14 protein-coding genes and 1 riboswitch are annotated in these 14,395 nt (G+C 39.1%); of the genes, 12 read left to right on the top strand and 2 right to left on the bottom strand.

Going from position 1 to position 14,395, the window contains the following annotated elements:
* The first annotated feature begins 21 nt into the window (after nt 1–21).
* The 9 genes from ACRPLY_RS07830 to ACRPLY_RS07870 all read left to right on the top strand — a co-directional run bounded on the left by ACRPLY_RS07830 (nt 22) and on the right by ACRPLY_RS07870 (nt 10,398).
* Nucleotides 22–1,491 carry an NAD(P)/FAD-dependent oxidoreductase gene (locus tag ACRPLY_RS07830; protein WP_165636113.1) on the top strand — a complete coding sequence of 490 codons (1,470 nt, stop codon included), beginning with the start codon at nt 22–24 and terminating at the stop codon, nt 1,489–1,491.
* A gap of 602 nt (nt 1,492–2,093) precedes the next feature.
* Nucleotides 2,094–2,248, top strand: a riboswitch (cyclic di-AMP (ydaO/yuaA leader).
* A 180-nt stretch (nt 2,249–2,428) separates the two neighbouring features.
* Nucleotides 2,429–3,664, top strand: a complete 1,236-nt coding sequence (locus ACRPLY_RS07835) for a dicarboxylate/amino acid:cation symporter (RefSeq protein WP_057242995.1) — start codon at nt 2,429–2,431, stop codon at nt 3,662–3,664.
* Between the two features lie 108 nt (nt 3,665–3,772).
* The gene (locus tag ACRPLY_RS07840) at nt 3,773–5,122 is read left to right on the top strand and encodes an aspartate aminotransferase family protein (protein ID WP_098999605.1); all 1,350 of its coding nucleotides are present in this window, start codon (nt 3,773–3,775) and stop codon (nt 5,120–5,122) included.
* The gene (locus ACRPLY_RS07845) at nt 5,123–5,824 is read left to right on the top strand and encodes a CoA transferase subunit A (protein WP_028415119.1); all 702 of its coding nucleotides are present in this window, start codon (nt 5,123–5,125) and stop codon (nt 5,822–5,824) included.
* Nucleotides 5,809–6,471, top strand: coding sequence for a 3-oxoacid CoA-transferase subunit B (locus ACRPLY_RS07850; protein ID WP_028415118.1), 663 nt, complete (start codon nt 5,809–5,811; stop codon nt 6,469–6,471). The genes ACRPLY_RS07845 and ACRPLY_RS07850 overlap by 16 nt, the downstream gene beginning before the upstream one ends.
* Before the next feature lie 13 nt (nt 6,472–6,484).
* On the top strand, nt 6,485–7,750 hold the full coding sequence (locus tag ACRPLY_RS07855; protein WP_028415117.1) for a peptidase: 1,266 nt from the start codon (nt 6,485–6,487) through the stop codon (nt 7,748–7,750).
* 26 nt (nt 7,751–7,776) lie between these two features.
* On the top strand, nt 7,777–8,625 hold the full coding sequence (gene ablB / locus ACRPLY_RS07860) for a putative beta-lysine N-acetyltransferase (protein WP_028415116.1): 849 nt from the start codon (nt 7,777–7,779) through the stop codon (nt 8,623–8,625).
* Between the two features lie 67 nt (nt 8,626–8,692).
* Nucleotides 8,693–10,105 carry a lysine 2,3-aminomutase gene (gene ablA, locus ACRPLY_RS07865; RefSeq protein ID WP_028415115.1) on the top strand — a complete coding sequence of 471 codons (1,413 nt, stop codon included), beginning with the start codon at nt 8,693–8,695 and terminating at the stop codon, nt 10,103–10,105.
* A 14-nt stretch (nt 10,106–10,119) separates the two neighbouring features.
* Nucleotides 10,120–10,398, top strand: a complete 279-nt coding sequence (locus ACRPLY_RS07870) for a YokU family protein (RefSeq protein ID WP_013058725.1) — start codon at nt 10,120–10,122, stop codon at nt 10,396–10,398.
* Between the two features lie 35 nt (nt 10,399–10,433).
* On the opposite strand, the gene dat is transcribed toward ACRPLY_RS07870, so the two are convergent.
* Both dat and ACRPLY_RS07880 read right to left on the bottom strand, forming a co-directional pair.
* A complete protein-coding gene (gene dat, locus ACRPLY_RS07875) occupies nt 10,434–11,279 on the bottom strand; it encodes a D-amino-acid transaminase (protein WP_028415114.1) in 846 nt (281 codons plus the stop codon).
* A gap of 121 nt (nt 11,280–11,400) precedes the next feature.
* Entirely contained in the window at nt 11,401–12,438 is a 1,038-nt protein-coding gene (locus ACRPLY_RS07880; RefSeq protein ID WP_013058723.1) for an acyltransferase family protein, read from the bottom strand.
* Between the two features lie 408 nt (nt 12,439–12,846).
* Here ACRPLY_RS07880 and ACRPLY_RS07885 point away from each other — a divergent pair, with 408 nt between their 5' ends.
* The 3 genes from ACRPLY_RS07885 (at nt 12,847) to ACRPLY_RS07895 (ending at nt 14,382) form a co-directional block, all read left to right on the top strand.
* Entirely contained in the window at nt 12,847–13,062 is a 216-nt protein-coding gene (locus tag ACRPLY_RS07885) for a YozE family protein (protein WP_013058722.1), read from the top strand.
* 197 nt (nt 13,063–13,259) lie between these two features.
* Entirely contained in the window at nt 13,260–13,946 is a 687-nt protein-coding gene (locus ACRPLY_RS07890; RefSeq protein ID WP_013058721.1) for a hypothetical protein, read from the top strand.
* A gap of 265 nt (nt 13,947–14,211) precedes the next feature.
* A complete protein-coding gene (locus ACRPLY_RS07895; protein WP_013058720.1) occupies nt 14,212–14,382 on the top strand; it encodes a YozD family protein in 171 nt (56 codons plus the stop codon).
* Nucleotides 14,383–14,395: the final 13 nt, after the last annotated feature.

The following is a 14,395-nucleotide window of genomic DNA, read 5'->3' on the forward strand; positions in this document are numbered from 1 at the left end:
AAGATGATGGGAGAATGTACAATGAACTCAAAATATGATGTTATTGTGGTAGGGGCAGGACCCGCTGGAATTTTTACTTGCTATGAGCTAACGTTAAAATTACCGGAAGCAACTATTTTATTAATCGATAAAGGACACGATATCTATCGACGTAATTGTCCGATTCTTCAGAAAAAAATTGAAAAATGTCCCCCTGCAGTTGGCAGAAAAGAGTTTGCTGGCTGTTTGCCTGCTTGTTCTATCACAAATGGTTTCGGTGGAGCCGGCGCATATTCAGATGGGAAGTTTAATATCACCAGTGAATTTGGAGGCTGGATGACGGATTATCTGTCTGAATCACAGGTGGTAGATTTAATTAAATACGTGGATGAAATTAATTTAAAACACGGAGCAACCGATACGATTACGGATCCGTTAACTGATAAAGTTCGTGAAATTGAAAAACGCGGATACGCAGCAGGATTAAAGCTATTGCGTGCCCAAGTGCGTCATTTAGGAACAGAGCAAAATTTAGAAATTTTAAAAAGCATTTATGAATACTTAAAAGAAAAAATTGATATGCAGTATAAAACGGAAGTAGCCGATTTAATAACAGAAAAAGAAGATGGTCAGCATATCGTGCGCGGTATTGAATTGAAGAATGGTGACAGAATTACGGCTGATAAAGTCGTGGTTTCACCAGGTCGAGACGGCTCGAAGTGGATGAGCGACTTACTAAAAAAACGCCGTTTGAAAATGATTAACAATCAAGTAGACATCGGTGTTCGAGTAGAAACATCTAACGTTGTTATGGAAGAAATCAACAAGCACTTGTACGAAGGGAAATTTATTTACAATACGTCTGTAGGTACAAGAGTCAGAACGTTCTGCAGCAATCCTTCAGGGCATGTGGTAGTAGAGAATCATTCAGGGATTATGTTAGCAAATGGACACGCATACAAAGATCCGAAGCTTGGAAGTCAAAATACGAACTTTGCGCTGCTTGTTTCTCATAAATTTTCGGATCCATTTGATCAGCCGAACGAATATGCGCACGAAGTATCAAGATTAGCTAATATGCTGTCAAACGGAGGCTTAGTTGTTCAAAAGTATGGAGATATTTTAAAGGGGCGCCGTTCAACAGCGAATCGAATTAAAGAAGGCTTTTTAGAACCAACGTTAAAAGAAGCTGTCCCTGGTGATTTGGGTTTAGTGCTTCCATACAATACAATGAAAAGCTTAATTGAAATGACAGAAGCACTGGATCATGTAACGCCTGGGTTAGCATCTGAACATACGCTGTTTTACGGTGTGGAAGCGAAATTTTACTCCGCCCGTCCGAAGTTAAACGATAAGTTTGAAACTGAAATTTCCGGTTTATACGTGGGAGGAGACGGAGCTGGTATTACGCGAGGACTCGCGCAGGCAAGTGCGTGTGGTGTGTGGGTAGCGCGTGACATTGTTGAAAAATTAAAGAATCGTAAAGCAAGTTCTGAACCTGTTACTGTATAAAAAAAGAGGCCGTCACGGCCTCTTTTTTTTATGGGTTAAATAACGAGAGGGAATAAGTAAAAAGTAAAGAACTTGTACCGCTCCAACTCCGATAGTTTTATACGATAATTACCCGCTCCTTTTTTAAAAGATAGTAGGAAATCTATACTTCTATCTTGAGCAGAATTAAGTAGAATAAGGGGAATTGATAATGTCGATTTCTTCGCATCAATAAAGTCAGTGAAATTTTAGGGAGTGTATATCAAGCAGTACAAGGATAAAATCAACAGTTGGAAAGAGTTATTTTTTTGATAAGTAAAATATTTATGGAAGCAGTAAAGTACATGGATATTAGAATAATTATACATATTTATGAATGATATTAATGAGAAGAAAGTTCACTTTATAAACTATTTTTTGAATTAATTTTTTATTCATTAGATTGTAAGTCTTGTTAAATAGGTGTTTTTGGTTTATTGAAATATGGTGTAAATATTTTAAAATATAACAATTCTCAACTTTTTACGATAAAATCATGCATTATTTTTGAATAAAAACTTGACAGGAATACATAAAATGAATTTTAATTAAAGTAACAATTATTATCATGCAAAAATATTAAAGAAAATTATTTGCTTAATCTCTTTTGTTTTATAAGAGAACGGAGGACCCATATTTGTGCGTAATGTACTTGGGGTGAATCTTGAATGAATCAAGTAGGGTAACTCACGTACCCGAATCCGACAGCTAACTCCGTAAGCATTCAGTGAGGGAATAACAGGTCTATGAAACCATGATATTCTCATGGTTTTTTGTATAGCTAAAAATATTCCTAAACTATTAATCTGAAAATTTTTAATATATTGTATATTTTGAGTGTTATCACCCTCAATGCATGGTAAAATAAGTATAGTAGTTAGAATCATTCTAATATAATTTATTTATGGGAGGTAAATCTATGAAGCTATCGACAAAGATCATTATCGCGCTAATTGCTGGTGCTGTTGTAGGAGTGTTGATTAATGCTTTTGCTCCAAGTGCTTTTGCTCCGCTGGACAAGTACTTGTTTACGCCGCTTGGGCAAATTTTCTTAAGCTTAATTAAAATGCTTGTTGTACCAATTGTGTTTTTCTCTATCACGTTAGGCGTAGCAGGTTTAGGAGATCCTAAAAAACTGGGAAGAATCGGGGCAAAAACAGTTTCGTACTTCCTAGTGACAACAACCGTTGCTATTGTAATTGGTTTATTATTAGCGTTTGTTATTAAACCAGGAACATTTGGATCTTTTGATACAAAAAACGCTTCTTTTGAAGCTGAAAAAGCACCGCCGGTTGGAGAGACATTCTTAAATATGATTCCAGTCAATCCAATCCAAGCGATGGCTGAAGGGAATATGCTTCAACTTATCGTTTTCTCTATCTTTATCGGTTTTGGTATTACGATGCTTGGAAGTAAAACCAAAGGGCTTTATAATTTACTCGAGCAAGGCAATGAATTGATGATGTACCTTGTAAATCTAGTGATGAAGTTTGCTCCTTACGGAACATTTGGGCTTCTTGCAACAGCGGTTGGAAGTCAAGGCTGGCAGGCAATTAAAGCGATGGGGCTTTACATGATTGTAGTCGTGCTCGCACTGTTCATCCATTCGATTGTAACATATGGGGGGTCAGTCGCTCTTATGGCCAGACGTAACCCTATTGAATTTTTTAAAGGTTTTGCTCCTGCGATGACAGTTGGATTCAGTACATCAAGCAGTAGTGCAACGCTTCCGATTTCAATGAATGTGGCTCAAAAAAATCTTCGTGTCCCGGAGTCCATCAGCAGTTTTGTTCAGCCGTTAGGTGCTACCATTAACATGGATGGAACAGCAATTATGCAAGGTGTCGCGACTATTTTTATTGCGCAAGTATACGGCGTTGACCTGTCGCTGGGTGCTCTTGTGACGGTTGTATTAACAGCGGTGCTTGCTAGTATTGGTACAGCAGGCGTGCCGGGAGTTGGTCTCATTATGCTAGCGATGGTATTGAGTTCGGTTGGCCTGCCTGTAGCAGGTATCGGATTGATTATCGGGATTGATCGCTTGCTTGATATGCTTCGTACATCTGTAAATATTACGGGAGACGCTGCGTGTGCCGTTATTGTGGCTGAGTCAGAAGCAAAGCGTATCGATAAATCTGTAACGCAATCGGCTTAATAAATGTAAAAGCTCTAGCTATATGCTAGGGCTTTTTTTATTGGCAAGAAACTCTTCTTTTCAGCATACAGTTTAATAAGAGTATGTGTTTGAAAGGAGAGTGCGGAAATGAATAAGACCCATGTGATAAAGCCGCTGCTCGACGACGACTACCCAGTTATTTCATATGGAAAAGGAATTTATTTGTACGACCAAGATGGAAAAAAGTACATAGATGCTTCGTCAGGGGCAGTTACAGCAAGTATCGGACACGGCGTAAAAGAAATTATTGATGCGATGACGGATCAGGCACAGAAAGTTGCGTTTGTATATCGGTCGCAGTTTACAAGCGATCCGACGGAAGCCTTAGCTAAGAAACTATGTGAATTAAGCAGCAATCATTTCCAGTGGAGCTTTTTTGTTAACAGCGGGACAGAAGCGACTGAAACGGCTATGAAAACAGCCATTCAGCATTTTCAAGAGCAAGGAAAGCCAACCAAAACAAAGGTTTTGTCACGCTGGATGAGCTATCACGGTATTACAATAGGAGCGCTGTCTATGTCAGGGCACGTTGGAAGACGAAAACGTTTCTCGTCTTTGCTTGAAGATTATCCTTCGGTTTCACCTCCTTATTGCTATCGATGTCCGTTTCATCAAACCTATCCATCCTGTAATCTTGCTTGTGCACACGAATTGGAAACAGTTATCAAACGAACCGGCCCTGAACATATTGCTGCTTTTATTACAGAGCCCATTGTAGGAGCTGCCGGAGCAGCTCTTACACCTCCACCCGGTTATTATGAAGTGATAAGAGAAATTTGTGATAAATATGATGTGTTATGGATAGCCGATGAAGTCATGACTGGAGTTGGGCGTACAGGCGTGATGTTTGCATATGAGCACTGGGGAGCTAAACCAGACATCATGACGCTTGGAAAAGGAGTGGGAGCAGGATATACACCGATAGCCGTTACGTTAGCTAGCAGCAAAACGATTGAACCTATCATGAACGGATCCAAATTAATTATGAGCGGCCATACGCTAAGCGCTAATCCGCTGTCAGCGGCTGTAGGGCTAGCTGTCTTAGCCTATATTGAAAAGAACGATCTTGTTCAACAAGTAGCGCTGAAAGGAGCCTATTTAGTAAAAAAATTGAAGGAGCTTCAACTTCTTTACCCTATCATTGGTGATATTCGTGGCAAAGGCTTACTAGTTGGTCTTGAGCTTGTACAAAATCCAAAAACGAAGGAGCCTTTTTCATCCTCCGAAAATATGACGGCGCGCGTAATAAGTAAAGCCCATAAAAATGGTCTTCTCCTTTATCCTTCACAAGCAGGAACAGATGGAGTAGAAGGAGACGGTATTATTATTGCGCCGCCATTTACGATTACTCATCGCCAACTTGATGAAGCGGTCGTGTTGCTTTCGAAAACATTGTATGAAGTACAAAATGAAAAACAGGGAAATGAGGTGAAATAAGTGACAAAGGTCGAAAACTCATTTCAAAAGATTACAACTGTGGAACAAGCAATTGAATACGTGGATCATGCTGCTACGCTGATGATAGGAGGGTTTGGAGGCGTAGGCAGTCCGCCTTCTCTCATTGACGGCCTTATTGAAAGCGAAAAATCAAATTTCACACTGATATGTAATGATTCAGGCTTTCCTCATATTGGTGCGGGAAAATTAGTAAGTCAAGGAAGAATTCAAAAACTGATCGCTTCTCACATTGGATCGAATCCCGTGGCTGGAACGCTGATGACAGAAGAAAAGCTGAAAGTTGAGTTTTCTCCTCAAGGAACGCTTGCTGAACGGATTCGAGCGGGGGGAGTTGGACTTGGAGGAGTACTGATTGATGTAGGAATAGAAAATGACATTATTCAATTTGGAAAAGAAAAAGTGGAAGTAGACGGCAAGACATTTTTAGTTGAAAAACCGCTCACAGCCGACGTGGCTTTTGTATATGCAAAAAAAGCAGATCCATTCGGCAACTTGCTCTATGATAAAAGCGCTCGAAACACTAATCCATTAATGGCTATGGCAGGTCGTATAACTATTGCTGAAGTGGAGGAAATCGTTCCTCTTGGCGACATTGACCCAGAGAATGTGATGACGTCAGGCGTATTTGTGGATTATATTGTGCCTTCAAAAGGAGTGAATTGGAAATGGGTTTGGGAATAGATATTCGTCATCGTATTGCAAGACGTGCTGCGGCTGAAATCAAAAACGGCATGATTGTTAACTTAGGGATTGGCATTCCTTCTCTTATTCCTAATTATGTACCAAGCGCTGTTCATGTGATGTTTCATGCTGAAAACGGAATTTTAGGGTTAGGATCTTCGCCTCCTTTAGGTGAAGAAGATGAGAATGTCTGCAATGCAGCAGGCTATCCAACAACTACTGTTCAAGGGGCTTCATACTGTGATAGTGCTACAGCCTTCGCGATGATTCGAAAAGGATACGTCGATATGACCATTCTTGGTGCGTTAGAAGTGAGTGAAAAAGGGGATTTAGCTAATTGGATTGTGCCAGGTAAGCGAGTTCCTGGGATGGGAGGAGCGATGGAATTAGCTCAAAAAGCGAAAAAAGTCATTGTGCTAATGAATCATACGAGCAAGACAGGAGAACCAAAACTGGTCAAGACATGCTCTTTACCTCTTACTGCTTCGGGCTGCGTGGGATTAGTTATTACGGATCGGGCGGTTTTTAAAGTAGAAAAAGATGCGCTTCTTCTAACCGAGTTAATGTCTCCTTATACCGTAGAGGATATTTTGAGTTCAACAGAAGCGACAGTTCGCCTGAGTGATCAATTGATTACGATACGATAAGGAGGACCATTACATGAACATACAGCAATCTATTCATAACTGGATGACAGAGCATCGTCAAAGTGCAGTGCGTTTACTCAAGCGTTTCGTAGAAGAAGCAAGCGTACAGGGTTCTGAAAAGCATGCGCAGGCAATTGTCATTGAACGCCTTCGACAGCTGCAGTTAGATATTGATATATGGGAACCAGACGAAAAAACACTTCGTACCCATGAAGCTTTTGCCTCCAACCGTTCTAGTTTCCGAGATAGCCCGAATGTGGTAGGCGTGTTAAAAGGAAAAGGTGGGGGAAAATCCATCATTTTAAACGGACATATTGATGTTGTGCCTCCCGGCGATCTTTCACAGTGGAAGGAAGACCCTTATACGGCCGTTGTAAAAGATGGAAACTTATATGGGCGCGGTGCAACGGATATGAAAGGAGGAAATGTGTCGTTACTTTTAGCGATTCAAGCATTAAAAGAGCTAGGTATTTCATTAAAAGGAGATGTTATTTTTCAAAGCGTAGTAGAAGAGGAAAGCGGAGGGGCAGGAACACTTTCCTGCGTGCTTAGAGGGTATAAAGCAGATGGTGCCATTATTCCAGAACCAACCAACATGAAGATCTTTCCTAAACAACAAGGCTCGATGTGGTTTCGCGTGACCGTACATGGAGTAGCAGCACATGGAGGGACTCGGTATGAAGGCGTGAGTGCCATTGAAAAAGCAGCTGTTGTGCTTAAACATATTGAGGGTCTTGAAAAAGAGAGAAACAGCCGAATTACAGACCCGCTCTATAATAAAATTCCCATTCCCGTGCCCATTAATATCGGAAATATACAAGGAGGAACGTGGCCTTCTTCAGTTGCTGATCAAGTAGTATTAGAAGGCAGGATAGGAGTTGCTCCGCATGAAAAAATGAAAAATGTCAGAGCGGAAATGAAATCGTGGCTTGAACTTTTGCCTCAGTGTGATGAGTGGTTTGCTGAGCATCCTGTCGACTTGGAATGGTTTGGGGCCCACTGGCTTCCTGGTGAAATTGAATTAGAGCATCCGCTTATGACCTCTCTTTCGTCCTCTTTTTATCATGTGAAACAGAAACAGCCGATCATTGAAGCATCTCCTTGGGGAACGGACGGAGGGATATTGTCACAAGTTGGAGATATTCCAACAGTTGTGTTTGGACCAGGAGTAACAGAAGTAGCCCACTTTCCAAATGAGTATATTTGTATTCAAACGATGCTTGATGCAGCAGAAATTATTGCGCTCACCGTAGCAGACTGGTGCAGTATTGCGGACTAAGCTAAAAAGGGAGAGGATACAAACAAATGGCGAAACAAGAAACTATTTGTCAACCAACCTTTGCTATGACTCTTTTTTTAGATGAATGTAACAAGCGTCTGAGAATGGATGATTACCGGGGAAATGTGAACGATATTTACAGCTATATATATAAAGAAATGGATAAGGCAACGTACGAAAAGTGGATTATAAAAGCACGTGCCGAACATCTGTTGGACTGGATGAGCTTGGGATTTTCTTTAGAAGCAACTGTTCCCTACTATTTTAACGGAAGCGACGCGTATCTTTTATGCTACTATACGTCTCAATCCCGCCGAGACAGCGGGGAGACGTTAAAAGAAACAGAGCTGCTTCAAGATGTTTTGAATTTGCCGACATCTGATTATTCTCCTTTATCGAATCAACTGATCATGCGCCGAGCCATTTCATCTGACGCCAAACAACTTTCTCAGCTCTACCGTCAAATCTTCACAGTGTATCCGACTCCCCTCTATGAAGAAGAGTATCTCTTTAGTTTGCTTCAAGAAGATAATTTGTTTTATATCATCGTTGACAAGAACGATATCGTTAGCGCTGCTTCTGCTGAAATTGACTATGTCTATCACAATGCTGAACTAACGGATTGTGCGACTCTCCCTGCTTACCGAAAGTATGGATTCATGAAGCATTTATTAAGCGCACTAGAGGCGGAGCTAAAACAGAGGCATATTTTTTGTGCATACACAATAGCGAGAGCGCTTTCATTTGGGATGAATGCCGCTTTTCATCAGCTTGGGTATACCTATACGGGACGGTTAACGAATAATTGTTACATTTATAAATCGTTAGAAGATATGAACGTATGGGTGAAGGATCTATCAAAAAGTAAAGGATGAGAAATAATTAACCAATTTATGGGCTGTAACATATAACAATAGTAAATCTTCATAAAGGAGCGATTGTATGTTATATGATTTATATAAGCCGTCCCGACATTGGAAAGATATCGAATTATGGAAAGATGTGCCCGAGGAAAAGTGGAACGATTGGATTTGGCAATTAACAAACACAATTCGAACGCTAGATGATTTAAAAAAAGTCATTAATTTAACTCCTGAAGAAGAAGAAGGAGTGCGCATTTCAACCAAAACCATTCCGCTTAATATTACGCCTTACTATGCATCTTTAATGAATCCAGATGATCCTCGCTGCCCCGTCCGTATGCAGTCTGTTCCGGTTGGCCAAGAACTTCATAAAACAAAATACGATCTAGAAGATCCGCTAGATGAAGACGAAGATTCTCCAGTGCCAGGATTGACTCATCGCTATCCGGATCGCGTTTTGTTCTTAGTTACCAATCAATGCTCCATGTACTGCAGATACTGCACTCGAAGAAGGTTTTCAGGACAAATTGGAATGGGCGTTCCAAAAAAACAGTTAGATGCTGCGATTGCTTATATCGCCAAAACACCTGAAGTGCGAGATGTACTCATTTCAGGCGGTGATGGCTTGCTGATTAATGACAACATTTTAGAATATATTTTGAAAAATTTAAGAGCTATTCCCCACGTGGAAATTATTCGAATTGGCACCAGAGCACCCGTTGTGTTTCCCCAGCGAATAACGGAAAATTTATGTGCCATTTTAAGAAAATATCATCCAGTGTGGTTAAATACTCACTTTAATACATCCATTGAAATTACGGAAGAGACAAAAAAAGCATGTGAAATGCTTGTCGATGCAGGCGTTCCAGTTGGCAATCAAGCGGTTATTTTAGCTGGGATTAATGACAGCGTAGCTATCATGAAAAAGCTTATGCACGATTTAGTAAAAATACGCGTTCGTCCTTACTATATTTATCAATGTGATTTATCAGAAGGAATTGGGCATTTCCGCGCACCTGTTTCCAAAGGGCTTGAAATTATGGAAGGGCTGCGAGGTCATACGTCTGGCTATGCTGTTCCAACGTTTGTTATTGATGCGCCAGGAGGTGGAGGAAAGATTGCCGTTCAACCAAACTATATTATTAGTCAAAGCGCAAGTAAAGTTGTTCTGCGAAACTTTGAAGGCGTGATTACGACGTATCCGGAGCCAGAAAGCTATGTGCCTGGGCGTGCAGATGATTATTTTCGAGCTGTTTATCCAGAATCGGATGCTAAAGATTCTTCCATCGGCATCTCGGGTCTTATGAATGATGCTCAATTCAACCTTGTACCGGAAGGGTTAGGGAGAGTAAAAAGACGTAAAACATATGAAAGTGACAGTGCTCACGAAAGCCTAAAAGACAAACGTGAAAAAAGAGATGAATTAAAAGATAAAAAGTTTAAAGCTCAATTGAAAAAAGACGGTAAAAGCGACGATGCTCCATCATCTTAAGGAGGTCCTGTAATATGACTGTTCAATGCGCATGGTGCGAAGAAGAAAAAGCGGTAGAAACAACCAATACCGCATACTGGGAATTGCCAGATGGAACGAGAAGTATCGAAATTACTCATATGCCATGTATCAGCTGTTCAGGTTGCGGGATGTCATATCAAGAAGAAGAGATCATAGAAGAAGTGGAAACACAGCTGCTTCTTGTCGATACAAAAAAACTTGATGAATCCATTCGGTATGATGAGCTATTAAAAGTGCCAAGATTATTAAAGCGCAACTACTTTAAATTCTAAAAATCCGCCCCTTATTTTGTAAGGGGCGGATTTTCTTATTGATAAGCCTTTGTTCCAGCAGTACGTAGGCTGTATGCGTGCTTTAAAGCTACTGTAACAGGACGAACAGTTGGAAGTTCGACTTCGTCTATTTTCGAAACGGGCAAAAGACCAACGGACGTGCTCGTAATAAAAACTTCATCAGCGTCTTTTAAAAAGGAAGGAGTCATATTTTGTTCTCGGATTTGAATGGCTTGTTCCTGCGCACATTCCAGTACGTTAGCGCGCGTAATACCGGATAGAATTTTTCTTGTGGCAGGAGTCGTGAACAAGACGTTGTCTTTTATCGCAAATACATTGCTGCTCGACCCTTCGGTTATGTATCCGTCTTTTACTAAAATAGCTTCTTTGCACCCTTTAGAAGCCGCAGCTTGTTTGGCCAGAAGGTTAGGAAGTAGGTTCAATGATTTGATATAGCAATTAGCCCATCGTTCGTCTTCCAATAGAAGAGTGGAAATGCCTTTTTCATAGGCTTCTTCAGGTGTTTGGCGAGGATGGCGTATTGTGAGTGCTAATTGTGCAGGTACATCAGGAAATAAATGATTTCGAGGAGCAATCCCGCGCGTAACTTGAATATAAATATCAGCGTCTTTTAACGTTGATTTTTCCATTCCTTGACGAATGATGTCCTTTAGTTCCTGTCTTGAAACCGGCAGTTCAATAAAGATTGCCTTTGCACTTCTTTCTAAGCGGTCTAAGTGACGTTCAATCGAAAACGGAACTCCTTTGTATACACGAATAAATTCATAAACACCGTCTCCAAACTGGTGACCGCGTTCATCAATTGGAATAACAGCCTCGTTAATATCTCTAAACTCTCCAGCATAATATGCTAATTCCATCTTGAAAAACTCCCTTCCTTTAGATATTAAAACGTTAACATAAAATTCAGCAAAATGAAATTATTTACTTGGTTTCTCTAAAGAAAATGAAAAAAGTCATACTCCTAAAGGAGTATGACTTTTATGAAAACGTACGTTTGAATGCTAATGAAAATTTCTGAATGGCTTTTTTAGGTGTAACAAACTGAACGATGAGCTTGGTACCGGTGATGAACCAATCGACAATACGGCTGCCAAGAAGCATCGTTACTAAAATGGACAGTGCGATTAAGACGATAATACCCCATGATGTTGGCTCTAGACTTTTTGAGAAGTCAGTTGTAAAGAACCATTTTAAAATGAAGCCGTGCAATAAATACACGTATAGTGATCGCTGTCCAATGCTTGTTAAAGCAAAACCGCGCGTTGGAATTAAAGCCATAAAGGCAAAAGATACAAGAAAAGCAATTCCATAGTGAGAAACGCGCATTAAAAATTCGGCCACATTGTCGTACGTGTTCGTTCCATACAGCATATCTGTGTAAGCCGTGTCGTCTAAGAAAGAATAGCTTCCAATTAATGTAACTAGTAATACGATGGATGCAATGATTCGATTTCGCGCTGTCAAAAGATTTGTAAAAGGCTCTTGTCGCTGTGACAAATAGTAGCCTAAAAGGAAAAACGGGAAGAAGACAAACATTCTGCTAATGCTTAGAATTTTATCAAATCCGTCAATATCAATGAAGCCCATTGCAAGTCCAAGCGAAATAGAGACAGTTAAGCTAATCCACATTGGGAATTTTGCAAAGAAAGGAAGCATTAATTTCCAAAAAATTAAGCTCAGTAGAAACCACATTGCCCATCTAGGAACCAAATATTGAAGCGTGTACGTTTCATCTGTATAAAGCACACTATAATAAAGAGTATAGATCGTTTGGAAAGCTAAGTAAGGAAGAGCCACCTTTGTAAATATTTTTTTGTAATATCCTTTTTTATGGAAATTTTTCGAGAAATAACCTGCTAGTAAAATAAAGACAGGCATATGGAAAATAAAGATAAAGTGATAAATGGACAGCATTCCGCTGCTATCTGTTCGGTACGGAGAAATCATGTGCCCAAATACAACTAAAAAAATTAATACGAATTTAGCATTATCAAAGTAAGCATTTCGAGTATTCATAGTATTATTTTTCCTCAACATATGCTGATGTAAACCTCCCACCAACAAGATTTATTTAAATGGCGATTATTGTTAGAATAACCTTTCACTACGGAATTAAAACATGAATTCTTCTTTTTTGCAATTACATAAAGGCTTGAGAAACCTGTCGAATCAACGCTTTTGTTATAAAAACGATGTGTTTTTGTTACAAATGTCTTTTTGAAAAAAGAAAAATATTGATATAACAATATTTATTCGTTACGCTAATAGTGAAATTTGTTTTGCAACTGTAACATGAATTTAATATTTTTTGTCCAGTAAAACACTCATATTGCAGTGTTCGACATCTACATATCACAGAAGAAAGTTGTAGATTTCTTGAAAAAATGATAGAAAAGATACACATACCGCTGGAGGGGGAGTACGATGAAATCCTTTTATCACTATATAATGAAATTCCGATCAAATAAAAAACATGATCGAATGGGAGAGTTTGCGCGAAGTGCTTATGATGATCACAGCTTCCCGAAATCTTCAACAGACTATGACGAACTGAGTTCTTATTTAGAGCTCAACGGACATTATTTATCAAGTATGACCGTATTTGATGAAGCATGGGAGCTTTATCAAAATAATGCGTGAGAAAATAAAAAGATCCGAACGATGAATCGTTCGGATCTTTTTATTTTCCTTAGCCTGTACAATAAGCAGAAAAAAATGATAGAGGGCAATAGATAATAAAGGCTTGGTTCTAAAGATGTTATACTTCCCCTTTTTTAGTTACTGCATATAATATTGTAACTTTTCAGTAGGTGTATGTTTACTAAGGAGGTGCGACGATGGCAGGGAAGAAAAAACCTAAATACGGAATTGGTGAAACAGTCGTTGTAACAATATACGGGACCGTTGGCACTATTACCGATATAAAAGTGATGGATGGGATTTTTGTATACGAAATCAACCATAGTGAAGGTCTTTTTTTAGAAGATACAATTGAGCTTCTAGAAGAATATGAAGGTCAAATATTAGTACAGGAAAGAGTAGAGCTTGAATATAAATTTTTCTTCGGCGATATCGTCCAGGTTTTTAATTATGGAAAAGAGTTATTTAAAATCATTGGTATTCGAACAGAAATATGGCGTTATAAAGAGGATTCATGGGAAGATATTGTCTATGAATTGTCACGTGTAACAGATGGAGAATGGCTTGAGGCTAGTGAAGAAGAACTCATTCTCGTAACTCCTCATGAGGAAACAGAAAATTACGCTCAAAGTGTTGATATGTTGTATTTAGGTAAAGAAATTAAAAAGACGGAGTTGCTACCAAAGATGAAAAAACAAAACGGTTCTGAAAAAGAAGAAGTGAGGTTAACTAAAGAAAAGCATGAGATTATAAACGGTCTTTTAGATGTGTACAATGATTATAAATTTTTGTATGAGCTTTTTGAAGATGAAGAATACGCTGAAGTCATGAACTTAGTGCTGAAACATTTAAAAAAGATAGCAAAATCCGAACAAGGAAAATAGCAGGTAGATGCCTAATAAATAAAAGATAGCCGAGATAGATCATCACATCTCTCTTAGCTATCTTTTATTGTGTATACGGCGATGGTAATGAAAAAAGAATGGGTATAATTACCTTTCTATTTAAACTGCTGAAATTTTAGACATACTATTGCCAAATTGTTCATAAATGTGTATAAGGTAAAACTTCAAGCAGAAGATGGAGTGAACCTATTTTTAAGAAAAATAAGGTACGCTAATCCGTTCAAACGGGATAAGGAGTGATATTGTGAAAGAAATCGAAGTGGTCATTGATACGGAAGAAATTGCGGAGTTCTTTTACAATGAACTAGTCAAGCGAGGCTATGTTCCCGCTGAAGAAGAGCTAGGCGAATTAGCGGATATAACTTTTGATTATCTCATTGATAAATGTATTATTGATGAGCAAGATGAAGAATAAAAAGATAGATACA

This window comes from Priestia sp. TGN 0903 (assembly GCF_050846855.1).
Classification (GTDB): Bacteria; Bacillota; Bacilli; order Bacillales; family Bacillaceae_H; genus Priestia; species Priestia zanthoxyli.